Origin of the sequence: Streptomyces platensis (assembly GCF_008704855.1) — a bacterium.
GTDB classification, from domain to species: Bacteria; Actinomycetota; Actinomycetes; order Streptomycetales; family Streptomycetaceae; genus Streptomyces; species Streptomyces platensis.
Genome location: NZ_CP023691.1, coordinates 8,249,368 through 8,274,674, shown reverse-complemented (window position 1 = coordinate 8,274,674; position 25,307 = coordinate 8,249,368). Strand labels below are relative to the sequence as shown.

Genomic DNA, 25,307 nt, shown 5'->3' with positions numbered 1-25,307 from the left:
ACGCGGACCGGCTGCGGCCGGCGGGCCCGGTGGTTTCCGTTCTGCGGCCAGGGGCAAACGGAGGTCACCCGACAGCTGGGTCAAGCCCCTGGAGGCCACATATGCACCCCACCGCGGTACCCCACATCGGACGAGGCACCGCCCAGCGCGCGGCCCGCAGCTCCGCGGTCCGCGTCGCGGCACGTGGTGGCTTCGTGGCCCGGGGCGTGATCTACCTGCTCGTGGGGGTGCTGGCCCTGCGGATCGCGTTCGGTGACTCCGGTGAGCAGGCCGACCGGGGCGGGGCGCTGGCGGAGCTGGCCGCCCGGCCGTTCGGCCATGTGCTGATCTGGGCACTCGGCGTGGGCCTGGCGGGGATGGCGCTGTGGCGCCTGTCCGAGGCGGGGTTCGGCGCGGCCGGGCCCGACGGACACAAGGCCGGCACCCGGCTGCTGTCGTTCGCCCGCTTCGTGTTCTACGCCGTGGTGTCGCTCTCCGTCATATCCTTCGCCGCAGGTGAGAAGGGCAGCGGAAGCGGGGCGAGCGATCAGCGGTCCCGGGATGCCACGGCCCAGGCGCTGGGCCTGCCCGGTGGCCCCTGGCTGGTGGCCGCCGCGGGTGTGGGCATTGCCGTCGCCGGGCTCTGGATCGCGGTGCGCGCCGCACTCCGCAAGTTCCACAGGCATCTCAACCGGAGCGGCATGTCGCCACGGCTGCGGCGCGGGGTCGATGTGCTCGGCATATCCGGCGGTCTCGCCCGTGGTGGGGTGTTCGCGGCCGCCGGGGTGTTCGTCGTCAAGGCCGCGGTGACCTACGACCCCGACCGCGCCAAGGGCATGGACGACACCCTCCGCTCCTTCGCGGACACCTCGGCCGGTCCCTGGCTGCTCGCCGCGATCGCCGCGGGACTGGCCCTGTTCGGCCTCTTCTCCTTCACCATGGCCCGGTGGCGCAACGTCTGACCACGCCCCGCCAGGCCCCGCCGCGCGAGCGGTGCCTCTCCGGCGTCACCACGCAGCCCACCGGAATCCGCACAGCACACCGACCACTCCTCTGCCTCACGACAGGAGTTCCTCTCGCATGACCGAGACCCATGAGAACGCCCGGACGGTACGGGCGGTGTTCCGGGCGGAGGCCTTCGTCCGGAACGGTCGCTGGCACCTCGAAATCGCCAGCCTCGACCGCGAGCCCGATACCGGCGACACCGAGGCCCTGCTCGTCACCCTGTGGCCCGTCGAGGACACCCCCGACGGCAGCGGCTTCCCGGCCGTCCCGCTCGGCGAGCAACTGCACGAGAACGGCTTCACCCTCGCCGACCCTGACCACGGCACCGGCGGCTGGACACCCACCGGCGACCGGGGCCACTACAGCGCGGCGTGCTACCCGACGGGCGAGACGACGGTCTGACGCCTCCGGCACCGGAGGGGCGAGGCACACCAGCCCTCGCCCCTCCGATGCCGTCGGATCAGCCGGGATCGGCCGGGATCAGCCGGGATCAGCCGGTCTGGAGCGTCACATCGTCGATGACGAAGCTGGTCTGGAGACTGGCGTCTTCGGTGGCGGTGAAGGTGAGTGTGATGCGTTGTCCGACGTAGCGGCTCAGGTCCAGGGTGCGCTGGGTGTAGCCACTGGCGGCGTCGGTGTTGGAGAGGGCCGTCAGGGTGGTGCTGCCCACCTTGACCTGGAAGGTGTCGTAGGCGACGCGGTCGGACTCATCGGTGTCGATGTGCAGCCAGTAGGTCAAGGTGGCCTTGGCGCATCCGGCGGGCACGGTCACCGACTGGCTGAGGGTGTCGGTGGCGGAGGAGCCGTAGCCGCCGAGCCAGGCGAATCTGCTGCCGCCGTGGGCGGACTGGCCGGCGTGGGCGCCGATCGTCCCGGTGTCACCCGTCCAGGGAGTGGTGCCGCTCTCGAATCCGCCGTTGGTCAGGAGCTGTTGGGCGGTGCAGCCGCCGGTTCCCCGGACGGTCAGGGTGTAGGTCGTGGTGTGGGTGACGGACCCGGTACCGGTGATGGTGAGGGGGTAGGTGCCGGGCGCGGTGGCCGGGGTCGTGGCGACGGTCATGGCTGAGCTGCCGCCGGAGGTCACCGAGGCGGGGTTGAAGGAGACGGTCACCCCGACCGGAGCGCCGGTGGCCGACAGCTGCACGGTCTGGGCGGATCCGCTGGTGGTGGCCGTGGAGACGGTGCCGGTGGCCGAGGCGCCCGGCTCGACGCTGCCGGTGGCCGGGCTGGTGGCCAGGGAGAAGTCGTTCGCCGGGGTGGAGTTGGTGACGGCGAGTTTCCACAGGGTGTAGGCGATGCCGTCGACGCTGCGGTTCAGTCCCGTGGCGTTGATGTTGCCGGTGGTGTCGCAGGACTGGTGGTAGCAGGGGTCGTAGGCACGGCTGGCGGTGCCGCCCCACTTGGCCGCTTGCGCCGAGGTCTTCCTGGCGCTGGCCCCCATGGCGTATCCGGAGGTCGGGATCCCGGCCTGTTCGAAGGAGTAGTCGTCGGAGCGGCCCGCGCCCTCGGTGTTCTCCTCGGGCTGGAGGTTGAGGGAGTCCCAGTACGCCTTCATCGGCTGGGCGGCGGTGGAGTTGACGTGGTTGATGAAGTAGCCGCCGTTGGTCGAGGCGATCATGTCGAAGTTGTAGTACGCCTTGATCTTCGACCGCTCGGCGGAGGAGAGCGAACCGACGTAGAAGTCGGAGCCGTTGAGGCCCTGTTCTTCGTCGGTCACCAGCCGAAGCGGACCCGGGCGGCCATGGCCGGGTGCTGCTCCGCCAGAGTGAGTGCCGTCTCCAGCAGCGCGGCCGAGCCGGAGCCGTTGTCGTTGATGCCCGGACCGGCGCCGACGCTGTCGAGGTGGGAGCCGAACATATACACCTTGGTGGCGTCGCCCTGCGGCCATTCGGCGATCAGGTTGGGTCCGGCTCCACTGGCGCAGCCGGAGGTGCAGGGCTGTTCGGTGACGGTGTAGCCGGCCGCCTGGAGCTTGTTCTTGACGTAGGCGACGGAGTCCCGGTAGCCCTGTCCGCTGGACTTGCGGTTGCCGCCGTTGCGGGTGGCGATGGCGTTCAGCTCGGTGAGGTGTGCCTGGACCTTGGCCACATCGACGTCCGGGGCATCGGCGGCCGAAGTGCCGGGGACGGAAGGGCCGTTGACCGCTGTTGCGGGAGCGCCGCTTACGGTCTGGCCGGTGGATATCGCGGAGTGGGGCGGGTGGGTCCGGGGGGTCGCCGCGGCCGTGGGGGCGACGGCCAGTGCGGCCGCTCCGATGGTGGCGGCGAGGGATACCCCGGCCACCGCGAATCTTCGAAACACCATGACTCCTTGAGGGGGTAGGGAGTGCTACCGACGGAGGTTCTGGTGGAGCGCCGGGCCGTGGCAGCGCCTTGCCGTCCGGCCGGCTGCGACGAGGTGGGGCTCATACGCGGCAGGAGAAGGCATGTCCATGACCCAAGCCGCCGTACCATCACACCGCGGCACCCATGGCGTCAACGGATGTCCCCGCGTGGAGCGGTGTTTGTCGAAAAACGGCAGGTGGCGCCCGATATCCGGGCACTTACCGGTGCGTGTGGCGGCGGTCGGACCCGGCGCCGAGCCCTCCGCGACACGACGAACCCCCGCCCCGACTGCGAAGTCAGGGCGGGGGCACAGGTTCCGCTCACGCGAATGACGAGCCGTCAAGCAGTCGTGGCCTAAAGGAAGCTGACGTTCTGGGCGAGGGCGAGCCGACTGGAGTAGTTGATGGTGTTGGTGGCGGAGCGCATGTAGGCGCGCCAGGCGTCGGAACCGGACTCGCGGCCGCCGCCGGTCTCCTTCTCGCCGCCGAAGGCGCCGCCGATCTCGGCTCCGGAGGTGCCGATGTTGACGTTGGCGATACCGCAGTCGGAGCCCTCCGCCGACAGGAAGAGCTCGGCCTCCTGCTGGTCACGGGTGAAGATGCTGGACGAGAGGCCCTGCGGGACATCGTTGTGCAGCGCGATGGCCTCCTCCAGGGTCTCGTAGGTCTGCACGTACAGGATGGGGGCGAAGGTCTCCTCGCGGACCACGTCGGTCTGTGCGTCGACGCGGACGATGACCGGCTCGACGTAACCGGCCCGGGGCGCGGCGTCGGTGAGACGCCGGTTACCGCCGGCCAGGATCTTGCCGCCCTCCGCCTGTGCGCGGACGAGGGCCTCCTGCATGGTGTCCAGGGCCTGCGGGGTGATGAGCGGTCCGACAAGGGTGGTCTCGTCGAAGGGGTCGCCGATGGGGAGCTTTTGATAGGCGGCGGTCAGCCGAGCGATGAGGGTGTCGGCGATGTCCTGGTGGACGATGAGACGGCGCAGGGTGGTGCAGCGCTGCCCCGCGGTGCCGGCCGCGGCGAAGACGATGCCCTGAACGGCGAGGTCCAAGTCGGCGGAGGGGGCGACGACGGCGGCGTTGTTCCCGCCGAGTTCCAGCAGGCTACGGCCGAAGCGGGCGGCCACGCGGGGGCCGACCTCGCGCCCCATACGGGTCGAACCGGTGGCGCTGACCAGCGCGACCCGGGGATCGTCGACGAGCTTCTCCCCGACGGTGCGGTCACCCAGCAGCAGGCGGTGCACGTCACGCGGCGCACCGACCTCCTCGGCGGCCCGGTCCAGCAGCCGGGTGCAGGCGAGCGAGATCAGTGACGTGAGCTCGGAAGGCTTCCAGATCACGGTGTCGCCGCAGGCCAGGGCGACGGCGGTGTTCCACGACCAGACGGCAGCAGGGAAGTTGAACGCCGAGATCACACCGACCACACCGAGCGGGTGCCAGGTTTCGGCAAGCCGGTGGCCGGGGCGCTCGGAGGCGATCGTCCGGCCGTAGAGCTGGCGGGACAGACCGACGGCGAAGTCACAGATGTCGATCATTTCCTGGACCTCGCCGAGCGCCTCGGAGCGGATCTTGCCCGCTTCGATGGTGATGAGGTCGCCCAGGTCGCTCTTGTGCTCCCGCAGCAACTCCCCCAGGCGGCGGACGAGTTCGCCGCGGCGGGGCGCCGGGGTGGTGCGCCAGGCGAGGAACGCCTCACGGGAGGCGGCGAGCGCCTCCTCGGTGTCGGCGGCGGTGGCGGCGCGCAGGCCGAAGAGGTCTTCACCGGTGATGGGGCTGCGGGCCTGGAAGTCGCCGCCTTCCTCGACGGTGACGCCGACGCGGGCGAGGGCGGCGCGGGCGCGGGTGCGCAGGTCCTCGGTGGTGGGGAGGGCGGTGGCGGTCATGATGCTCCTTGGGTGGGGAGGGTGGGTGACGGATCGGCCGGGTCAGCCGGGAAGACCGTCCAGGGCGAGTTCTCGGGTGACCTGGGCGAGGGAGCGGTTCTGTTGTTCCTCGTAGAGGTCGAAGGGGTCCAGGACCTCGCGGCCGATGGCGCCGGAGAGCCAGGCGCTGTCGTAGGCGATGCCGGTGCGGTCGTTGTTCCTGGAGCCTTCGTCGCTGAGGTTGGACTGGAAGATGCCGGCTGCGGAGCGCGGCAGGAAGTCCTCGTAGACGATCGGTTCGGCCCGGACCCAGCCCTGGTCCAGCAGTGCGTCGAGGCCGGCGGGCGGGCGGCTGCCGTCCGTCGGCCGGCCGGGGACGACGTGATACGTGAAGTGCGCCAGGCCCTGGGCGGCCAGGCCGTGTTCTGTGTCGGGAAGTTCGGCCGTCCACAGGGCGCGGGCGACATCGACCCGGTCGGCCTGCGGGTCAAGGGCGGCCAGCTCGTCCACGCGGGCGAGCAGCGCGTCGTAGCGGGCCCGGCCCTGGCGGGTCAGGGCGATCCCGCGGGCTTCGACCTCACCGAAGCGCACCCGCAGGGCCCCGCTGATCACCTCACCGTCCGGGGTGCGCATCGCCCGCGACTCGGCGAGGGCACGGAAGGACGTCTGCCGCAGCAGGACATCGGGACCCCGCCACCGGGGCGGCCCCTGGATGGCGTCGATCATCTCGATACCGCGCTCGGTCATCCGCCGGTAGAGCGCATCGATATCGAGGACGCGGGGGGTGAGGTGGTTGATGTGGGTGCTGCGCACGCCGCCGATGTCCGCGGCGACCGCGGAGACCTTCTCCAGGGTTTCGTACCAGGCCTTGTCGACGGGCTCCGGGGACAGTTCGAAGGCCTGGACGGCGAGGTGGAGGAAGCGTTCGGCGTCCGTGTCGGACAGCTCTCCGGCGGCCTCCGCGCGGTCGGCCAGAGCCAGCAGCTCCGGGGGGAACAGCTCGCGGCCGGCGAGGAAATTCTCCAGACGGGAACGCAGTTCGGGGTCGAAGAACCGGGGATCCGCCGGGGTGAGCATGGAGGTGAAAACCCGGAACGGATTCCGGGCCAGTTCCTCGCCGTCGACGGGGCGGAAGGCGGTCGAGACGACGGGCACGGCGCTGGCGGCGGCCTCCCGCAAGTCGTAGAAGCCCACGGGGTGCATGCCCAGGGCGCCGAAGACCCGGGCGACCTGGGAGAGTTCCTCAGGCGTGCCGACCCGGATGGCGCCGTGCCGTTCCGCGGTCACCCGGCCGATCGACCCCAGGCGCTCGGCGTCGGCGCCCCGGGCTCGCAGCACCTCCTCATTCACCTCGCGCGAGACGTCCACCAGCGTCGTATAGGCGGGCACCTCCCGCCCGTACATGTCGGAGAGCCGCCGGGCGAAGGCGGCGCGCAGTTGCCACTGGCTGAACATCGACAGGTCTGCCTTTCGGTCGGGGGAACTCACACCACGTGTGCTTCGGGGCGGGTTGCGGCACCGGTCGTGAACCGGTCGGCGCTGAGCGGGGTGACGTCCACGAACGGTGTGCGGTCGAGGTGGAGATCGCGCATGATCTCGCCGACCGCGGGGGCCTGGAGGAAGCCATGCCCGGAGAACCCGGTGGCGTACAGGAAGTTGGGCAGCGCGCCGGAGCGTCCGATCAGCGCGTTGTGGTCCGGGGTGACCTCGTACAGTCCGGCCCAGCCGTCGTGGGTCTCCATGTCCGCGAGGGCGGGGGCCCGGCGCCGTGCGGCGGCGCGGAAGAGCCGGAGCCAGTCCGGTGTCCAGGTGGTGTCGAAGCCGTCGGCCTGCTCGGGGTCGGCGAGGCCGAAGAGCAGTCCGTCGTCGCTGTTGTGGAAGTAGGCCGTGGAGGCGAAGTCGATGGTGAACGGGATGCGCGGGGCGGGCGGTGCGAGTGGCGCCGTGAAGGCGAGCTGGCGGCGCACCGGGCGTACCGGGAGGTGGACGCCCGCCATCGCACCGATCCGTGCGGACCAGGCGCCCGCGGCACAGATGACCGTGGAGCAGGAGATCCGGCCGTGGTCGGTGTGGACGGCGGTGACCTGGTCGCCGGTGGTGTCGAGGCCGGTGACGGCGGTGTGCGGGGCGAAGACCACCCCCGCCCGTGCGGCGGCGCGCGCATAGCCCTGGACCGCGAGTCCGGGCCGGGCATGGCCGTCGGTCGGTGAGTAGGCGGCGGCCACCAGTCCGTCGGTGCTGAGGTAGGGGCACAGCTGCTGTGCCTCGCGGGGGCCGATCATGCGGCTGGGGACGCCGAGGCTGTTCTGGAGGTGGACGCCGGTCTCGAAGTCCGCGGCCTGCTGCTCGCTGGTGAGCAGGAAGAGGTAGCCGACGCTGTCCAGCCGGATGTCGGCGCCGGGCCGCTGCGGGAAGTCCTGCCAGGCGCGCAGACTCCTGCTGCCCAGGGCGATGTTGAGCGGGTCGGAGAACTGCGCCCGTACGCCGCCGATCGGCTTGCCCGAGCTGCCGCTGCCCAGCTCACCGCGTTCGACGACGACGATGTTGTGGATCCCGGCCTCGGCCAGGTGGAACGCGATGCTGGTGCCCATCACACCGCCGCCGACGATCACCACGTCGGCCGTGGGCGGGACGGTGCGGGAGGAGGATGACATGGACAAGAGGCCGATCCCTTCCAGAGGCCCGGGCCGGTGCCGGTGGGCGTCCGTCCGGCACGTCGGCTGGGCTGTCAATGCATGGCGAGGAGTGCTGATCAGCTAGCTGCCCGTCATCGTGCAGCACCCCAACCGTTGACGTCTACGAACAGTTACTGCGTCTGATCTATTACGATCTCTATATGGACTGGACGAGTGCCCAGCTGCGGTCCCTGGTGGAGTTGACCAGGCGCGGCACGATCACCGCGGCGGCCCAGGCCCTTGGATACACGCCCGGCGGGGTCTCCCAGCAGATCGCCGCGCTGGAGCGGGCCGCGGGCATGGAGCTGCTGCGGCGGGTCGGGCGGCGGGTGGAGCTGACCGATGCCGGCCGGACGCTGTCCCGCCACGCGGAACGGATCCTGTCCACGGAGGCGGAAGCCGTCGAGGCCCTGGAGCGCACCCGGCACGAGATCTCCGGCGTCCTCCAGGTGGGGCTGTTCGCCACGGCGGCCGCCGAGCTGCTGCCGCCGGCGCTCCAGGAGGTCCGGCGGGCCCATCCCGCGCTGACGGTGCAGAGCCGCGACATGGATGTGGACGAGGTGTATGACGCCGTGGCCTCCGGCGCGGTGGACCTGGCGCTCGGTCTGGACTACCCGGATGTGCCGATTCCGCGTGAACCCGCGCTGCGGGTGCGGCGGCTGTACCGCGAGCGGTTCGCGCTGGCGGTACCGGCCGGATCGATGGCGGGCCGCGAGGTGATCGGCCTGGCGGAGACCCAGGAGCTGGGCTGGATCCTGCCGTCGGCGGACAGCTACTACGGGCGGGCGGTGCGTACCGCCTGCCGCCGGGCGGGTGTCGAACCGCGGGTCCGGCACGAGGTGACCGATACCGCGGCCACACTGGCACTGGTCGAGGCGGGGATCGGGGTGAGCACGGTGACGGATCTGATGCTCGGCCTGCGGGCGTCCCGCCTGGACGTGGTGCGGCTGCGGGAGCGGATCGAGCGGCACATCGTGGTGCTGTTCCGTTCCTCCGTCGAGCACCGGCCCACGGTGACGGCGCTGGTCGATGTCCTGCGGGCGGTGTCCGGGGAGCGCAGCGAGCCTTCCGACCAGGCCCGTCCGCGTGTCACGGCTGACCCACGCTGATCGCGCAACACCCTTAATCCCAGGGCGAGTTGAGCTGCACCGGGGAACAAGATGCCGCCTACACGAGAGCCCGATGCCCTCACTCTGTGACGCAGCTGCGCCAGTTCTCCTTGCGCTCAGCACCGCAAGTTGTCGCCCTGTGGTGCCTTTTGCCGGCGGACATCGTGAGTGATGGTTTCAGGCCAGTGGTGACCCACGCCACAACGGTGGCCCGTCGTGCTGCCGGTGCCTGACAGGGAGCGATCGATGTCCCCTCATCACACCCCGAAATCCGCACTCCCCCCGCTGCTGGGAAGAGGCCCCAAGGGGGTATTCAGGCGAACACTCCCCCATGAACAGCCCACCGGTGCGCGCATGGTGCGCACGCTGGGCCTGACCCAGCTGACGATGATCGGCATCGGCGCCATCATCGGGGCCGGCATCTTCAGTCTGGCCGCGGCCGTCGCACGGGATGTCGCCGGTCCGGCCGTCCTGATTTCGTTCCTGGTGGCCGGAGCCGCCTCGCTCTGCGCGGCGTTCGCCTACGCCGAGTTCGCCGGCATGGTGCCGAAGGCCGGATCGTCCTACACCTACTGCGCCGCGGTGCTCGGGGAGATCGTGGGCTGGATCGTCGGCTGGGATCTGCTCCTGGAGTACACCGCGATCGTCGCCGTCGTGGCGATCGGGATGTCGGGCTATCTGGGCTTTCTGCTGGAGGCCGTCGGTATCCATCTGCCGGCCTGGGCCCTGGGTGCTCCCGGCACCGGATCCGGGCACCGGATCGACCTGCTCGCGGTGGCCATCTGCCTCGGTGTGGCCTGGCTGCTGACGCGGGGCACCCGCACCTCGGCCCGGGTGGAGACGGTGCTGACCATCGTCAAGATCGCGATCGTACTGCTGGTGATCGTGGTGGGCTTCACCAAGGTCGACAGCGGCAATCTCCAGCCGTTCGCGCCGTTCGGTCTCGGCGGGGCGTTCACCGGGGCGGCGACGGTCTTCTTCGCGGTCTTCGGTTATGACGCGCTGAGTACGGCCGCGGAGGAGTCGCTGGAGGCCCGGCGCAAGCTGCCGAAGGCGATGATGCTGTCGCTGGCGGTCTCCATGGTGCTGTATGTGCTGGTCTGCGTCGTGCTCACCGGTATGCAGCACTACAGCGAGATCAATCCCAAGAGCGGTATCTCCAGCGCGTTCCAGAGCGTCGGGCTGAACGGGCTGGCCAATGTGATCGCCGTCGGCGCGGTCATCGGCATCGTCACCGTGACCTTCTCGTTCATGATGGGCGCCTCCCGGCTGTGGTACGCCCTCAGCCGCGACGGCCTGATGCCCGCCTGGTTCGGTGCCATCCACCCCAAGCGCAAGGTTCCGCACCGCGCCACCTGGCTGATCGGTGGGGTGTCCGCCGTGCTGGCGGGGGTGCTGCCCATCAACGCCGTCGCCGAACTCACCAATATCGGTGTGCTGCTGGCGTTCGTGGTGGTGTCCGCCTCCGTGTTGCTGCTGCGCTACAAGAAGCCGCACCTCAAGCGGGGTTTCCGCTGTCCGGGCATGCCGGTGGTGCCCGTCCTCGGCATCATCTTCTCCGTCTGGCTGATGTCGTTCCTCCAGTGGGAGACCTGGGTGCGGCTCGGCTGCTGGCTGGTCGTCGGCCTGGTCATCTACGCCGCCTACGGCTACCGGCACACCCGCCAGGTCATGCCGGGCGGCTCGGTGGATCTCGACACCCTGGACGAGCTGTCCGAATCCGACGAGGCCGAGCCCACGCCCGTCCCGTGACGGGCGGTCGGCCGCCCCTGCCGGCGCTCCGTCCCTCCCTCCTCCCCGGGAGGGACGGAGCCCGCCTCCACCCGGACCGTCATGCGTCCTCCGCCTGATGCAGATACGGCTCACCGGACGGCACCGCGCGGCGCAGACAGCTGAGCACGGCGGGGAGCAGCGGATTGCTGTTCTCGCTGCGGTGCAGCGCCATCACCTGACGGTGCGCGGAGCGCTGGGTGAGCCGGGTGGCCTCGACCTCGTCATTGGGCAGATGCCCGAGTGCCGGGACCACCGCCACGCCGAGGCCGGCCGAGACCAGCTCCCGCACCACGGCGTAGTTGTTGCTGCGGAAGGCGACGGCGGCCTCGAAGCCCGCCGCCGCGCACAGCCGGACGAAGGACCGGGCCCCGGCGGTGTCCTCCCGGCTGGTGATCCAGCGGGCCCGGGACAGCTGGGGCAGCTGCGCGCTCAGGCCGCTGCCCCGGGCCCTGAGCAGGATGAGGTCCTCCCGCAGCAGATGATGGCGGGTCAGGCCGGCGGGCCACTGGCGGGGGCTGAGTCCGTACTCGTAGACCAGCGCGACGTCCAGATCACCCTGGCTGAGCGCGGTGAGGAGCTCATCGGGTTCGGCCTCCTCCAGCTGGATCCGGGCGCGCGGATGGGTCTCGACGAGGGCGGACAGCGCCGAGGGCACCAGCCGGACATCGGCCGTGGGAAAGCTGCCCAGCCGCAGCCGGCCGGTGGCGCCGGTGGCGAGTTCCTGCACCTGGTGGTCCAGATCGTCCATGGCGGCCAGCACATGGCTGCTGAGATCGACCAGCCGGTGGGCGGCGGCGGTGGGGCGGATACCGTGCGCCTCCCGCTCGAACAGCACCAGCCCGGTCTCCTTCTCCAGGGCGGAGATCTGCTGGGAGATGGCGGAGGCGGTGTAGCCGAGGTCGCGGGCCGCGAGTGCGAACGACTCGCTGCGGACGACGGCCTTCAGCGTGAGCAGATGCAGTGGCTTCAGCAAGGCGGGCTCCCGGGGACGCGGGGGCCGAGCATAAGCATTCATTGCCCTCAAGCGTCAAGAGTTTCGCCCTGCTGGGCCTTGTCCCGGCCCTCTCCGGCCCACATCGTGGTCCCACCAGGCCGAACGTGACCGGTGAGCACAAAGGAGCAAACACGGTGACCACAACAGCGCAGGGCCCCGGCAGCCTCGACGCGGCAGCCGTGGCCGAGGCCCTCGGCGCGGGGGACTGCGGCGAGGTCGCCGGCGACGCCGGCCGCCGGGCACAGTATGCGTCCGATGCCTCGAACTACCGGCAGATCCCGCTGGCCGTCGTCTTCCCCGGCGAGCGGCGGCACATCCGGAACACGCTTGCCGTCTGCCGCCGGCTGGGCGTACCGGTCACCGCACGCGGAGCGGGCACCAGCACCTCCGGGCAGGCCGTCGGGCCGGGCGTGGTGCTCGACTTCTCGCGGTACTTCCACCGGTTGCTCGCGCTGGACCCCGAGGCCCGGACCGCGACCGTCGAGCCCGGCATCGTGCTGGACGATCTCCAGCGGGCCGCCGCCCCGCACGGCCTGCTGTTCGGCGCCGACCCGTCCACCCACAGCCGCTGCACGCTCGGCGGCATGATCGGCAACAATGCGTGCGGATCACACTCCCTGGCCTGGGGCCGCACCGCGGACAACATCGTGGAACTCGAAGTGATCACCTACCGCGGCACGGTGGTCCGGCTCGGCGAGATGACCGCGGAGGAGATCGACGAGGCCATCGCCGCGGGCGACGACCGCAGCGAGCTGATCGCGTCCCTGCACCGTCTCGCCCAGCGCAATCTGGCGACGCTGCGCACCGGACTGGGGCAGTTCCCACGGCAGGTGTCGGGCTACGCACTGGAACAGCTGCTGCCCGAGCGGCGCTTCAACCTGGCCCGCGCGCTGGTCGGCAGCGAGGGCACACTGGCCGTCATCCTCTCGGCGACCGTCCGTCTCCTCTCCCCGCCCCCCGCGCGGGCCCTGGTCGTCCTCGGGTTCTCGGACGCCTGTGCCGCGGCCGACGCGGTCCCCGCACTGCTGACACATCAACCGCTGGCGCTGGAAGGGCTCGACCACGCGCTGACCGACATCGTCACCCGGCCCGCGACCCGGGCCGCCATCGACACCCTGCCGGCCGCACGGGCCTGGCTGTTCGCCGAACTCGGCGGCACCGCGGACGCGTTGCCCCGGCAGGCCGAGGCGCTGGCCGAGACCGCGCGCCGAGCCGCCGGATCCACGGGCAGCGAGATCATCACCGATCCCGGGCGCGCCCGCACCCTGTGGCGGATCCGGGAGGACGGTGCGGGGCTGGCGACTCGGCTACCTGGGGGCACCTCCCAGCCCTCCAGGGCTGAGGGAGGCTCGGAAGCCTGGCCCGGTTGGGAGGACGCGGCCGTCCCGCCCGGCCAACTCGGCTCGTATCTGCGCAAGTTCACCGAGCTGCTGGATCACCACCGACTCCAGGGCGCCGTCTACGGGCACTTCGGCGAAGGCTGTCTGCACGTCCGGATCAACTTCGACTTCGACACCGAGCAGGGCACCGCCGTCTTCCGTGCCTTCGTCACCGAGGCCGCCCGGCTGGTCGCCGCCCACGGTGGTTCGCTGTCCGGTGAGCACGGCGACGGGCAGGCCCGCTCCGAGCTGCTGCCGCTGATGTACGGCCCCGACGTCATCGCGCTGTTCGAGGAGTTCAAGAGCATCTGGGACCCCGACAACGGCCTCAACCCCGGCATGATCGTCCAGCCGCTGCCGGTCGACGGGAATCTGCGCGTCAGCCCGCACCGCACTCCGCTGCCGCTGGCCACCGTCTTCCCCTTCCACGCCGACGACGGGGACTTCGCCAAGGCCGCCCGCCGCTGTGTCGGCGTCGGCAAATGCCGCTCCGCCGACCACCGCGGCGATGTCATGTGCCCCAGCTACCGGGTCACCCGGGACGAGAAGGACTCCACCCGCGGCCGCGCCCGCCTGCTCTACGAGATGACACAGGGCGAAGTGATCACCGACGGCTGGCGTTCCACCGAGGTCCGCGACGCCCTCGATCTGTGTCTGTCCTGCAAGGGGTGCAGCGCCGACTGCCCCGTCGGAGTGGACATGGCCACCTACAAGTCGGAGTTCCTGCACCACCACTACAAGGGCCGGCTCCGGCCCGCCTCGCACTACACGATGGGCTGGCTGCCGCTGCTGTCGCGGCTGGCCGCCCGGGTCCCCGGGCTGGTCAACGCACTCACCTCCTCCCGGCTGGCCCCGGCCCTCAAACGGCTCGGCGGGATCGCCGCCCAGCGGGAACTCCCCCGCTTCGCCGGGCAGACCTTCCTGACCTGGTTCCGCGGCCGTACGCCCCGGGGCGACGGCCGGCGCGGCCCGGTCGTGCTGTGGGTCGACTCCTTCAACAACCACTTCAGCCCCGAGGTCCTCCAGGCCGGGGTGGCCGTGCTGGAAGACGCCGGGTTCCGGGTGCGGGTCCCGGACGGCACACAGTGCTGCGGACTCACCTGGATCACCACCGGACAGCTCGGCACGGCCCGCCGTATCGCCCGGCGCACCACCGCCGCACTGGCCCCCGCCGTCGCCGCCGGCCTCCCCGTCGTCGGACTGGAGCCGAGCTGCACGGCAGCCCTCAAGACCGATCTGCCCGAACTCCTCGACGGCGACGAGGACGCCCGCGCCCTCTCCCGCGCCACGCTCACCCTCGCCGAACTCCTCGTCCACCACGCCCCCGACTGGCAGCCCCCGCGGATCGAGGCCCGCTCGATCAGCCAGACCCACTGCCACCAGCACGCCACCTCCGGCTTCAGCGCCGACAGCGCGCTGCTGAACCGTCTGGGCATCGACAACACCGCACTCGACTCCGGCTGCTGCGGCCTCGCCGGCAACTTCGGCTTCGAACGCGGCCACTACGACGTCTCCGTCGCCGCGGGCGAACAGGTGCTGCTCCCCGCGGTGCGCTCGGCCCCGTCGGACACCCGGATCCTGGCCGACGGCTTCAGCTGCCGCACCCAGATCGCTCAGCAGACCTCGCGCCGCGGCACCCACCTCGCGCAACTGATCGCCCAGGCCCTGCGCCCGGCCGGCACCTCGGCCCGTGCCGGCCTCCCTTCGCTTCCTACCGACAAGGAACACTCCCGTGACTGATGCACTCTCTCTCGTCGACGAGTGGGGCCCGGAGAAAATCGTCGTCGTCTCGCACCGGCGCACCGGCATGAAGGGCGTCCTGGTGATCGACAACACCGCCCGCGGTATCGGCAAGGGCGGCACGCGGATGAGCCCCGGCGTGACCGTGGAGGAGGTCTCCCGGCTGGCCCGTGTCATGACGTGGAAGTGGGCGGCTGTCGACCTCTTCTACGGCGGCGCCAAGGCCGGCATCGTCGCCGACCCGGCGTCCCGCGACAAGGAGGCGGTGCTGCGGGCCTTCGCCCGTGCGCTGTCCAACGAGGTGCCCCGCGAGTATGTGATGGGGCTCGACATGGGCCTGACCGAGAGCGATGCCGCCATCATCCAGGACGAGCTGGGCGACCGCGGTGCCGCCGTCGGCACTCCCGAGCATCTCGGCGGGGTGGCCTACGACAAGCTCGGCGTCACCGGCTACGGGGTGGCGGAGGCGGCCGACGCCGCGGCGCAGCACCAGGGGCTGCCGCTGGCCGGCTCCCGGGTCGCCCTTCAGGGCTTCGGTGCGGTCGGCAGCGCGGCCGCCACGCGGTTCGCGGAGCTGGGGGCCACGATCGTGGCGGTGTCCACGGCCCACGGGGTGCGGTACGACCCCAGCGGTCTCGACGTGGGGGCGCTGCTGGCGGCGCGCGACGAGCACGGCGACCACTTCGTCACCCGTCATCCGGCCGGTACCGCGCTCCCCTCCGGCGCCGAACTCACCGTGGACTGCGACATCTTGGTGCCCGCCGCACTCCAGGACGTGATCAACCGCGGCACCGCGCACGAGATCAAGGCGAAGCTCATCGTGGAGGGCGCGAACCTGCCGACCTCGGCCGAGGCCCGGAGCATTCTCGCCGAGCGCGGTGTCACCGTGCTGCCCGACTTCGTGGCCAACGCCGGCGGTGTGGTCGCGGCCGCCTTCGCGATGGATGCCCGCTACTCCGGGTTCCGGCCCGGCACGGCGAGCATCTTCGAGTCGGTCTCGGCGAGGCTGCGGGCCAACACGGTGACGGTCCTGGACGAGGCCCGGCAGCAGGACGTCACCCCGCATGCCGCCGGCCGCCGCCTCGCCGAGGACCGGGTCCGCGCCGCCATGCAGAGCAAGGGCCGTCTCCCGCGCGACTGAGCGCCGCGGCACCGCGGGCGCCGGTGTGTCAGACCGGACACGCCTCATGGGTCTTGACGACGGTGAGCGTGGCATGGCGGCCCTGGAGGGGTGCGTCTGCCTCCGGGCTCTGCGAGCAGACCTTCCAGCTCGCCGGCCACAGCACATGGCGGCCCGCGCCGCGCCCGTCCCGCAGCTGGACGGAGGTGTCGAAGTTCAGCGCCCGGTAGGCGGCGACCAGGCCCTGGCCTGCCACCTGCGGCATCCGCTCGGGGCCGTCGGCCTGCGCGGGAGCGGCCGGGACCAGGCAGGACAGGACAAGCAACGAGGTGGTGAGGGTACGTTTCATCACCTGAGAACGATCATTCCGGGCATCGGTCACTCCGGTTCCCCCCAGCGGCCCCGGTACGGCAACCGGGAGCGAGGGGGCCAGCCATGGCAGCCGGCGGTGCTCCTTCGCCACGTCGTGGGCGGCCCCCGCGATGCGCGGGCCGTACGACCAGGAATCAGTTCTCTCCGGTCAGGGGGCGGCAGAGCAGGGCGTCGGGGCGGCCCAGGTGGCCGATGCGGTGGGTGTAGGCGATGCCTGCCACATAGGAGCGGGAGGGGCACTGACCCTTGTAGTGGCCGTGCGCGAAGTCGCCACCGGGGTCACCGGGCGGACGGTTGTCGCCGCGGTCGAACCAGAGGGTGCTGCCGCCCGTGCCGAGAGCGGTGCGGGCCGGTGCGCACAACGCGGCGGAGACCTTCTCGCCCCGCAGGCTGTAGCCGGTGAGGAAGTGGCCGTCGGGACACTGGAGTTTGCTGTAGCCGGGCGCCCAGTCCCCGCCGGCGGGAACATAGCGCTCGTCCCGCACCACGGTGGGGACGCTGCCGGCTGTGTGCAGCGGGCGCGCCGTGGGGGCGTCGGTGCACAGCCCGCGGCCTCGGGTGTGACTGAGGCCGATGAGCCGTTCGCCGTCGGGGCAGGCCGCTTTGCGGGCGCCGCTGTCCCAGTCGCCCAGGGAGCGGGCGCTCAGGGACTGGACGAAGTCACGGTGGTCGGTGGTGAGCAGGTGCCAGGCGGGGGTCGGTGGCACCGGTCCCGTCTTTTGCGGCGCGGTCATGAGCCGGTGCCATGCGGCCGCCCGCCAGTCGTCGCCGTCCAGGATTCCGCTGCGGCGCCCGGCGTCGTCGTACCGCAGCATGGCCCAGTTGTCCCCGGCCGGCCGGCCCTGGCCGTCGGTGCTCCAGCCGACGAGCGGCCAGTAGGCGAAGTCCGTGTCGGTGTCGGCGAGATAGTCCGTGAGGTTGCCGAACCAGGCGCGGGCGGCCTGTCCCGATTCCTCGGAGCCGACGCCGAATTCGCTGATCCACAGGGGTGCGGTGAAATGCTGACCGCTCTCCTCGGAGACATAGAACGCCTGGTCGTGCAGTACGGCACGGAGCTGGTCGCGGGTCAGGTCCTGGTAGCGGGGGTCGCTGGTCTCCCCCACCCCTGTGGCGCCGCTGTGGTGCGGGCCCGTGTAGCCGTAGAAGTGGGCCGAGTAGACGAGCTTCCCGGAGGTGACCAGGGTGTGCGAGAGCGTACGGACCGGGGCGAGGGTGGGACGGCCGTGCGGCAGACCGTCCACCGGTACGCCGGTCCAGTTGATGCCCTCGATGACGATGAGCAGACGGGGGTTGGCCTCGGTGAGGATCCGGTCGGCCGCCTCCTGCGCGGCGGCCTGCCAGTCGTGGCCGTCGCCCAGGCCCCAGTTGGGGTCGTCCAGGACGTCACGGCGCACCTCGTTGTAGAGGTCCGCCCCCACCACGCGGCTGTTGTGCTGGTAGCGGCGGGCCATGAATACCCAGTCATCGGCCCATTGCCGGGTGGACTGGCGGCTGTTCCACCGCTCGTTGCCGTCGAGCCCGCAGCACCAGCGGGTGGTGTTGGTGTGGTTGTTGAGAATGACCGCGAAGCCGCCCGCGGTCAGCGCCTCGACCACGGCGTCAAAGACACGCAGGGGTGTTTTGCCGCGCAGTTGCGGGTTGGCGGCGACCGCGGCATCCGGCACGGGGGCCGTCGCACGGAGCATCTCGTTGGAGAACGGCAGCCGGATGCTGTTCAGGCCCAGCGCCCGGAAGTCGGCCAGCAGCTCGGCGATCCCCACCCGGTCGAGGCCGAGCGGAATGCCGTGGGAGTTCTGGCCGCTGTGGTGGGCCGCCGGGTCGTTGAGGTCGCCCGAACCGTTCCAGGAGCCCTGTGCTCCGTCCCAGTTGGCGGACTTCAGCCGGAAGCGCCGGCCGTCGGCGTCGACGATATAGCGGCCTCGGGTGGAGAGCGGAGCGGTCCACGTCTCGGAGGCCTTCCCGGGGGCTGCCGGTCCGGGCGTGGAGGCAGCCGGCAGGGCCGGGGCCGCGGCCGCCCCGGGGACGGCAAGCCCCGTCACGACGAGGCACATCGCCAGGGCACGGCACACGGAACGTAAGAGCGGCTGCACGTCATCGCCTGTTTCGTCGGGTGTGCTCGCCGGCTTCGTCCGACAAGCGGCCGCTCGGCAGGGGCAGCGCCGACGGCCAGGGACAAGTTACCGACGAGTGGCTGAGGTGGCCATACCCCTGGGAGGCGGATCGAGCCGCGGCTGCCGACGCGCAACGACGGTTCCGCTCACCGCACTTGGAGGAACTCCCGGGCTCCCCGCAGCCGTGTGCGGACGCGCGCCTGCGTGGCGCTGCTGTCGAGGCGGACGTCGAGGGCGCCGGGCATACGGGCGTCGGCCCGGCGCCCGGCAGCCAGCCGGCCGGCGTCGAGTCCGTCGCGTCGGGCGATGAGAACGCCGAGTTCATGACGGCTGACGGCGTCCGCTCCGGCGAGGTGGAAGACCCCGGCCCCGTCGGACACCGCGAGTTCCCACAGAGCGGAGGCCAGGTCGTCGACATGCACCGGGCAGCGGATGTCATCGGTGAACAGGACCCCGTCGTGGGTGCCGACCGCCAGAGCATGGACCAGGCGCTCGTGCTCGGAACCGCCGTGCCCGATGATCAATGAGGTGCGTACGACCGCGGCCGCCGGCGCCAGGAGCCGCGCAGCGGTCTCAGCGGCCGCTTTCGCCGCGCCGTACGGGGTGACCGGGTCGGGCAGAGAGGTCTCGTCGTAGTGCGTGGGGGAGCCGGAGAACACGGCGTCGCTGGAGACATGGACCAGACGGCAGCCACGTCGCGCCGCGGCCATCGCCACCCGGATCGAGCCGTCGGCGGTGACCGCCCAGTCGCTCCCTCCGCTCGTCGCGTTGATGACCACATCGGGATCGGCCGCGGCCAGTACCTCGTCGAGGTGCCCGGGGGCGCGCAGGTCGAGCCGATGCCACGCGGCGGCGGAAAGGCTGCCGGGGCGGGAACAGTACGTCGCGGCCGTCCCCCAGCCGGCAGCCGTCGCCCGGCGCACCAGTGCCGTCCCCAGGAACCCGCTGCCACCGATGATCAGAACCTTCATGGCGCCCTACGGTAGGGCAGCTACCGGCGTCGGCGACGCCCGGATCACCAGCCTCGACACCTCGCCCGCGGGTGGCCGCCCGGGCCCGCACAGCTCTGCGAAGCACCGGATTCCGGCACCTGGCCCAGTCCCGGGCCGGGCTGCCGGGGACCTCGCAGATGCGCACTTAAAGTAACCAGATGATCACGGTACGGATGCCCCGTCGGCCGGCCGTCGGCCGGGGATTCCCCCGCATCCGATTCCGGCACTCGGTCGCACGGAGAAGTCACACGGAGAAAGGGACACCTATGCGCGCTCGCCACCTCGCCACAGCCTCCGCTCTGGCGCTCACCACCGCTCTTCTCGCCGCCACCCCGGCCCCGGCACAGCCCTCCGCCACCACCCCGCCGCCGGGCCACCGGCCCGTCCCGGCCCGCCCGGCCGGTCACACCGAGGTCCCCGTCGAGGGCGGCTCGGCCCGCTTCGCCACGCCACCCGCCCTTCTTTCCGCGCTCAAGGCGCGCGGCGTGGCGCTCGCGGACGTCGACGCCCGGGGCACCGTCACCCCGCACCACGACTCCGGTGGCATCAGCCTGCGCATCAAGGGCGGTGCGGTCACCAACAGCGGCGGCAAGGTCGGCGGCGAGCTGCGGCTGGCCGACGCCGGGATCGCGCTGGTCAACCGCACGACCAAGAAGGTCGTCAAGGTCACCGGCTTCACCGTGGACCTCGGCCAGGGCACCCTCCGCGCCCAGCTGAACCGCGGCCCGAGAATGACCGTGGGCACCTTCACCCGCCCCGCCATCGCCTCCGCCATCGACACCCATGCCGCGGCGCTGCGTATGGATACCGGCATCACGGTCACCGCGGCGGCCGCCGCAAAGCTCAACGCGGCCCTCGGCACCACCGGCTTCTCCGGCGGCGGCCCGCTGCTCCACGCCCGTATCGAGGCCGCTCTCGACCGGTCCGTCGATCTCGGCACCGCCCTCAACCTGGGCCATCGCCCGCCCTCGGCCGATGCGGGCCGCCGCTCGGCCGGGGTCGCGGGCGGAGAGGTGCCGTGGGAGTGGTGATCCGGGCGCCGCGGGTCGGCTCGTCGGCTGCGTGCCGGACGGAGAGGGACCTGGTGCCGGTCGGGACCTCAGCGTCGCGCGTGGCGGATCTTCAATCGTCCGAACTCCATGGTTCCGGAGATCCGGATCGTCGGTCCGCCGGTGCCGGAGCGCTGCCCGGTCTTGTAGAGCGGGTCCTTCCACACCGTGCGCAGCGCCTCGACCTCGACCATCGCGTCACGAGGCACGGTGATCTTGGCTCCGCCGGAGCCGAGTTGCAGCTCGATGTCGACCACCGGATGCTCGATCACCGCCCGGGACAGGTCCAGATGCACCTTTCCGAAGGCGGACTCGACCTTGAGCATCCGAGGTACCCGCCATGCGCCGCGCCGCCGGATCCGTCCGCTGGCGGCGCCGATCGTGGCCGTGGTCCCCGCGTCCTCCGCAGGGAGCGAGGACAGCGCCACCACGAGCTCGCCGGGCGTCTCGGCCGTAAGTGCCTGGTGGAGGCGTGCGTCCATCTCCTCGTGCGAGAGGTGCCCTTGGGTGTACGCGTCCTGTAGGCGCTGCACGGCCGTGTCGCGGTCGTCTTCGCTGATCCGTGGCGGCAGGTTTTCCGGTAACGGGGTCACGGTCCGACTCTAGCGGTGCGGAGTCACTGACGCCCTGGGGTCCAGGGCAGTGGCAGGCCGTCGCTGTGGCGTCGGGGGATCAGATGGACATGGGCGTGGAAGACCGTCTGGGTCGCCGCCGGACCGGCCGCGGTGATGAGGTTCAGGTCCTCCGGGAGTTCTCCGCCGAGCTCCGCGGCGCGCTGCATCACCGCGGCGGTCACGGCGGGGTCGGTCGTCGCGTCCCGGACATGGCGGCGGGGAATGACCAGGAGGTGTCCGGGGGTGACCGGGCGGCGGGGCACGATCGCGAAGGCGTCCGGCCAGTCACGGACGAGGGGGACGGGGTCCGTGCCGGCGGCCATCCGGCAGAAGGCGCAGACCTCCAGTTGCCTCGCGGGTTCGCGGTGGATCAAGGGGCGGGCGATGTCACGGTGTTCGACATCGGCGGCGGTTCCGCGCTCGGCGAGCCAGTCGGCGACGGCACGGGCGACGGCCGGCGCCCGGTGGCGGCCGTACCAGCAGGCGACGTAGAGGTGCACCGCCTCGTCGGTGGCGGCCCGGTGGAGCGCGAGCAGCTGACGGCCGGTGCGCTCGACGGTCTGCCGGGCGTCCGGGGCGGACAGCACATAGTCACGGACCTCGGGGTCCAGCCCCGTCAGCACGACCAGCGGCTCGGTGATCGCGGTGTCGGCCGGGTCCCACATCCGGTCCCGGACGTCCAGTACGAGGGCGCCGGTGTCATGCCGGGGCGGGGCGCCCCAGCGGGCACCGTAGGACGTGATACGGATCGGGGCGGGGCTGCTGGCCATGGGCTCTCCTGCCGTGGGGAACTGGGGGACGGTACGGGGCGGAGACCTGAGCCCGCGTCGCCGTCGCCGTCGGCGGGCGGCAGGTTTCCCTGCGGTTTGCCTTCGACAGATGTACCGGACATCGCGTCGCCATGCGGCGGATTCGGAGCGGGGCGTCCCGGTCGGCACGGCCGGGCGAACGGCGGCCGGTAACCGACAGGCAATGGGTGTACCGCGTTCCGGGTTCGTTCAGCTACCGGTCACGCTCACCGCTCACGCTCTGGAATGAGACATTCCGATTGGTGACACCGCTGTGGTCGGGCCTCCCGCCACGGCACGGAGGGCCGCATGGCCGGTATGACCCAGATCCCCACCAACCGTCGTCACTTCCTCCTCACTTCCGGTGCCGCCGTCGCCGGAACCGGCGCCGCCCTGGCGCTGCCGGGCCGGCGCAGCAGCAGCGCGGCGCCGGGCGCCGGACACGCACGGACGCTCCCCCGCACCGCGCCCGCCCGCCCCGCCGTGCGCCGCGCGGCACCGCACGGCGTCACCACGCTGGACACCGCGGCGCGCCTCGTCGGCAGCAGCGGCTACCGCCGCCTCACCTCCGGCCCGGGCTGGCCGCTGGTCGTCCGGGGTGAACTCGCCGCCGCGTCGACCGGACGCCAGGACCGGCGCACCCCCCTGGCGTGCTTCGTCCAGTTCACCGACCTCCATGTGGTCGACGTCCAGAGTCCGTTGCGCAGCGAGTTCCTGCGCGCCGGGTCGCCGGGGTCGTGGCGGGCGCAGGAGGCGCTGTCGGTGGCCGGTTCGGTCTCGCTGGTGGAGCAGGCCAACGCGCTCGGCGGCGGACCGCACACGGGCCGTCCGCCGGCGTTCGTGATGTCCACGGGCGACAACATCGACAACCACTCCATGGTGGAACTGGAGTGGTTCCTCACCCTCATGAGCGGCGGCCGCATCACGCCCAACACCGGAGACCCGGCGTCCTTCGAAGGCGTGCAGAACTCCGGTCTCCCCCTGTACTGGCATCCGGACGACGGCCTGCGCGACCAGGACAAGAAACGGGGTCTGCCGCAGATACCCGGCTACCTCGAAGCCGCGATGCGTCCGGTCACCAGCCCCGGTCTGCGGATGCCGTGGTTCTCGACGCCCGGCAACCACGACGACCTGCCGGGCGGCTGTCTGACCCCGCAGGACCCGACGCTGACGGAGTACATCACCGGGGCGCGCAAGCTGTTCTCCGTACCGGACACCGATGTCGCCGCGTTCAAGAAGGTGCTGGATTCCGGCGACGACCCCAAGAGCACGGTGCTCAAGGACATCCTCGCCCGCAACGCCGGCCGGGCCCGGACCGTGACCCCCGACGAGCGCCGGCGCATGGCCACCCCGCACGAGTATCTGCGGGCGCACCTGAACCCGGCCTTCGCGGGCGCGGGACCTGTCGGACACGGTTACACCGACAACCACCTCGACGGCGACCGGATGTACTACTCCTTCCCCGTGGCGGAGGGGGTCGTCGGCATCAGCATCGACACCACCTACCGCAGCGGCCACTACGAGGGTTCACTGGGCACCGAGCAACTCCAGTGGCTGGAGCGGACGCTGGCCGCGCACAGCTCCCGCCATTACGACGCGGACGGGCGGCTGGTGCGCAATGCCGGTGCCGATGACGCGCACATCCTGGTGTTCAGCCACCATCACAGCCCGAGCATGACCCGGCGGCCCGACGCGGCGCGCGCGGACGAGCGGCGGCATGACGGCGAGGAGGTCATCGCCCTGCTGAGCCGCTTCCCGAACGTGGTCGCGTGGATCAACGGCCACAGCCACATCAACCGCATCACGCCGCACGCCCACCCGACGGCCGCCCGTTCCTTCTGGGAGGTCAACACCGCCTCCCATGTGGACTATCCGCAGCATGCCCGGGTCATCGAACTCGTCGACAACCACGACGGGACGCTGTCCCTGTTCACCACCCTCATCGAGTCCGCCGCGCCGCACCACACGGACTTCGACGACCTGTCGGCCGTCGGTCTCGCGTCCCTCTACCGCGAGCTGTCCTACAACGCACCCGGTCTCGCCGGGATGACCGGCGCGGTCCACGAAGGGCTGGCGGGCACCGCGGCGGACCGCAATACCGAACTCCTCGTGCGACGGGCCTGATCCCGGGCCGGGTCACGTCAGCCGGGGGATCCACCGGGTCCCGCCCGTCGCCGGTCCGGGCCGGGCCCGCTCAGGCCGCGGAGAGCAGGAAGTCGGCGAAGTGCTCGGTCAGCGGTTCCCCCGTGAGCGGTTCCAGGAACAGGAATTGCCCCTGCGGATTCACCTCAAGCCATACCGGTTCCCCTTCCGGCGTCAGTTTCAGGTCCACGATGCCCATGCGCAGGCCGAGTTGGCGCAGTACCGTGCCGACGCGCCGCCGTATGCCGTCGGGAACGGGCCACGGGGAGATGGGCACATTGAGGTCGGGGCGCCAGTCGAGCGCGGTCGTCTCGATCAGCGCGGCATACATCCGGTCACCGAAGCAATTGAGCCTGATATGGCGGCTTCCCTCGATGTACTCCTGATACGTCGCGGGGCAGATCTCGAACGACGGCGCCGGGATCAATTCCGGGGCGTCGAGCCGGCGTGTGTAGAGGGAGGGCCCGCGGGCACCGACCACGGGCTTGACGATGGTCCGTCCGACCTGCCGGGTGAAGGCGATGACCTCGTCCCGTGACTGCGAAATCAGGGTTCGCGGCACCCGGAATCCGGACGCGTGCGCCACGGCCAGTTGATACAGCTTGTCGGCGGCCAGGTCGGTCGCGGCGGGAGGCGAAATCCAGTCGCCGTGAAAGGTGGCCGCGAGAATTCCGCCCAGCGCGCCACGGCAGTCGTTGTTGACCAGACTCCACTCATGGACGCTGCCCGCCGCCCCGGTGAGGTCCTGGTCGGCCCTGGCCCGCCGCCACCACAGCAACGACGCCTCCTCCGGAGACACCGGCACGCCCTCGGACGTCAGGACGGTCGCGGCACCGGCGCCATCGGCCGCTTCCTCGCGGTGGGAGCGCCAAGAGAGGCTCTGCCGCCCGCTGATGGTGTCGCATTCCACGATATGAAAAGCGTGACCGCGGCTGCGCACCGCGTGCTGGACCGCGACGGCATGCAGATCGTCATGGAAGGAGACGGCCAGGATCATGCCATGTCGCACGCGTCGCTATGGCTTGCCTCACCGAATTCACAGCCCGATTCGGCGGCCACACCCGCGAGATTGTCGGCGACGATCTCCAGGCCGGTGGTCTGCCGCACCGCCTTTTCCCATGCGCGGAGTTGCTCGGGGGTCTTCAGCCGCACAAAGCCGCTCGGCTGGACCCGGAGGACGACGGGGGGTGGTGTCGTGACGAACTCTTCCGAGTTCTTGTCCAGCGGATCACCGAGGTTGAACTCAGACATCGCTCTCACCTTCGGAACACACATGGA

The 25,307-nt window shown here is 71.3% G+C and carries 19 protein-coding genes and 1 pseudogene; 8 read left to right on the top strand and 12 right to left on the bottom strand.

Translation table 11 applies throughout. The features are described from left to right. Positions 1 to 101: 101 nt before the first annotated feature. Positions 102 to 941 carry a DUF1206 domain-containing protein gene (locus CP981_RS36580; RefSeq protein WP_085928672.1) on the top strand — a complete coding sequence of 280 codons (840 nt, stop codon included), beginning with the start codon at positions 102 to 104 and terminating at the stop codon, positions 939 to 941. Between the two features lie 118 nt (positions 942 to 1,059). Continuing rightward, positions 1,060 to 1,386, top strand: coding sequence for a hypothetical protein (locus tag CP981_RS36575; RefSeq protein WP_085928673.1), 327 nt, complete (start codon positions 1,060 to 1,062; stop codon positions 1,384 to 1,386). An 88-nt stretch (positions 1,387 to 1,474) separates the two neighbouring features. Here the strand turns inward: CP981_RS36575 and CP981_RS36570 are convergent. The 4 genes and pseudogenes from CP981_RS36570 to CP981_RS36555 all read right to left on the bottom strand — a co-directional run bounded on the left by CP981_RS36570 (position 1,475) and on the right by CP981_RS36555 (position 7,825). Beyond that, a pseudogene (locus CP981_RS36570) lies at positions 1,475 to 3,285 on the bottom strand (M28 family peptidase). Positions 3,286 to 3,662: 377 nt separating this feature from the next. After that, the gene (gene amaB / locus CP981_RS36565; RefSeq protein WP_085928674.1) at positions 3,663 to 5,192 is read right to left on the bottom strand and encodes an L-piperidine-6-carboxylate dehydrogenase; all 1,530 of its coding nucleotides are present in this window, start codon (positions 5,190 to 5,192) and stop codon (positions 3,663 to 3,665) included. A gap of 42 nt (positions 5,193 to 5,234) precedes the next feature. Then, a complete protein-coding gene (hglS, locus tag CP981_RS36560) occupies positions 5,235 to 6,626 on the bottom strand; it encodes a 2-oxoadipate dioxygenase/decarboxylase (RefSeq protein ID WP_085925995.1) in 1,392 nt (463 codons plus the stop codon). 29 nt (positions 6,627 to 6,655) lie between these two features. Further along, complete coding sequence (locus CP981_RS36555) at positions 6,656 to 7,825, bottom strand: NAD(P)/FAD-dependent oxidoreductase (RefSeq protein ID WP_085925996.1); 1,170 nt, start codon at positions 7,823 to 7,825, stop codon at positions 6,656 to 6,658. A gap of 182 nt (positions 7,826 to 8,007) precedes the next feature. Here CP981_RS36555 and CP981_RS36550 point away from each other — a divergent pair, with 182 nt between their 5' ends. Beyond that, complete coding sequence (locus tag CP981_RS36550) at positions 8,008 to 8,955, top strand: LysR family transcriptional regulator (RefSeq protein ID WP_085925997.1); 948 nt, start codon at positions 8,008 to 8,010, stop codon at positions 8,953 to 8,955. Positions 8,956 to 9,309: 354 nt separating this feature from the next. Then, positions 9,310 to 10,707: an amino acid permease gene (locus CP981_RS36545; RefSeq protein WP_190837094.1), complete on the top strand. Its 1,398-nt coding sequence runs from the start codon at positions 9,310 to 9,312 to the stop codon at positions 10,705 to 10,707. 79 nt (positions 10,708 to 10,786) lie between these two features. Here CP981_RS36545 and CP981_RS36540 read toward each other — a convergent pair whose 3' ends face one another. After that, positions 10,787 to 11,701 (bottom strand): LysR family transcriptional regulator, encoded by a 915-nt coding sequence (locus CP981_RS36540; protein ID WP_085925999.1) that lies wholly within the window; start codon positions 11,699 to 11,701, stop codon positions 10,787 to 10,789. A 155-nt stretch (positions 11,702 to 11,856) separates the two neighbouring features. Between CP981_RS36540 and CP981_RS36535 the strand changes: the two genes are divergently transcribed. Beyond that, the gene (locus CP981_RS36535; protein ID WP_085926000.1) at positions 11,857 to 14,841 is read left to right on the top strand and encodes an FAD-binding and (Fe-S)-binding domain-containing protein; all 2,985 of its coding nucleotides are present in this window, start codon (positions 11,857 to 11,859) and stop codon (positions 14,839 to 14,841) included. After that, positions 14,834 to 15,982 (top strand): Glu/Leu/Phe/Val family dehydrogenase, encoded by a 1,149-nt coding sequence (locus CP981_RS36530; RefSeq protein WP_085926001.1) that lies wholly within the window; start codon positions 14,834 to 14,836, stop codon positions 15,980 to 15,982. Before CP981_RS36535 ends, CP981_RS36530 begins: the two co-directional genes overlap by 8 nt. Before the next feature lie 28 nt (positions 15,983 to 16,010). Here CP981_RS36530 and CP981_RS36525 read toward each other — a convergent pair whose 3' ends face one another. From CP981_RS36525 to CP981_RS36510, 3 genes are all read right to left on the bottom strand, one after another. Beyond that, the gene (locus CP981_RS36525) at positions 16,011 to 16,310 is read right to left on the bottom strand and encodes a hypothetical protein (RefSeq protein WP_244330107.1); all 300 of its coding nucleotides are present in this window, start codon (positions 16,308 to 16,310) and stop codon (positions 16,011 to 16,013) included. A 157-nt stretch (positions 16,311 to 16,467) separates the two neighbouring features. Further along, the gene (locus CP981_RS36515; protein WP_085926070.1) at positions 16,468 to 18,384 is read right to left on the bottom strand and encodes a cellulase family glycosylhydrolase; all 1,917 of its coding nucleotides are present in this window, start codon (positions 18,382 to 18,384) and stop codon (positions 16,468 to 16,470) included. A 206-nt stretch (positions 18,385 to 18,590) separates the two neighbouring features. Beyond that, positions 18,591 to 19,415, bottom strand: a complete 825-nt coding sequence (locus tag CP981_RS36510; protein WP_085926002.1) for an SDR family oxidoreductase — start codon at positions 19,413 to 19,415, stop codon at positions 18,591 to 18,593. 287 nt (positions 19,416 to 19,702) lie between these two features. On the opposite strand from CP981_RS36510, the gene CP981_RS36505 reads away from it, so the two are divergent. Then, entirely contained in the window at positions 19,703 to 20,467 is a 765-nt protein-coding gene (locus CP981_RS36505; RefSeq protein WP_085926003.1) for a hypothetical protein, read from the top strand. A gap of 68 nt (positions 20,468 to 20,535) precedes the next feature. On the opposite strand, the gene CP981_RS36500 is transcribed toward CP981_RS36505, so the two are convergent. Further along, positions 20,536 to 21,078, bottom strand: coding sequence for a DUF1707 SHOCT-like domain-containing protein (locus CP981_RS36500; RefSeq protein ID WP_085926004.1), 543 nt, complete (start codon positions 21,076 to 21,078; stop codon positions 20,536 to 20,538). A gap of 23 nt (positions 21,079 to 21,101) precedes the next feature. After that, positions 21,102 to 21,869, bottom strand: a complete 768-nt coding sequence (locus CP981_RS36495; RefSeq protein WP_085926005.1) for a RapZ C-terminal domain-containing protein — start codon at positions 21,867 to 21,869, stop codon at positions 21,102 to 21,104. Between the two features lie 327 nt (positions 21,870 to 22,196). On the opposite strand from CP981_RS36495, the gene CP981_RS36490 reads away from it, so the two are divergent. Then, positions 22,197 to 24,011 (top strand): TIGR03767 family metallophosphoesterase, encoded by a 1,815-nt coding sequence (locus tag CP981_RS36490; protein ID WP_085926006.1) that lies wholly within the window; start codon positions 22,197 to 22,199, stop codon positions 24,009 to 24,011. A gap of 70 nt (positions 24,012 to 24,081) precedes the next feature. Here CP981_RS36490 and CP981_RS36485 read toward each other — a convergent pair whose 3' ends face one another. Both CP981_RS36485 and CP981_RS36480 read right to left on the bottom strand, forming a co-directional pair. Next, positions 24,082 to 25,038 carry an ATP-grasp domain-containing protein gene (locus CP981_RS36485; RefSeq protein WP_244329960.1) on the bottom strand — a complete coding sequence of 319 codons (957 nt, stop codon included), beginning with the start codon at positions 25,036 to 25,038 and terminating at the stop codon, positions 24,082 to 24,084. Next, positions 25,023 to 25,280, bottom strand: coding sequence for a hypothetical protein (locus CP981_RS36480; RefSeq protein ID WP_085926008.1), 258 nt, complete (start codon positions 25,278 to 25,280; stop codon positions 25,023 to 25,025). The genes CP981_RS36485 and CP981_RS36480 overlap by 16 nt, the downstream gene beginning before the upstream one ends. Positions 25,281 to 25,307: the final 27 nt, after the last annotated feature.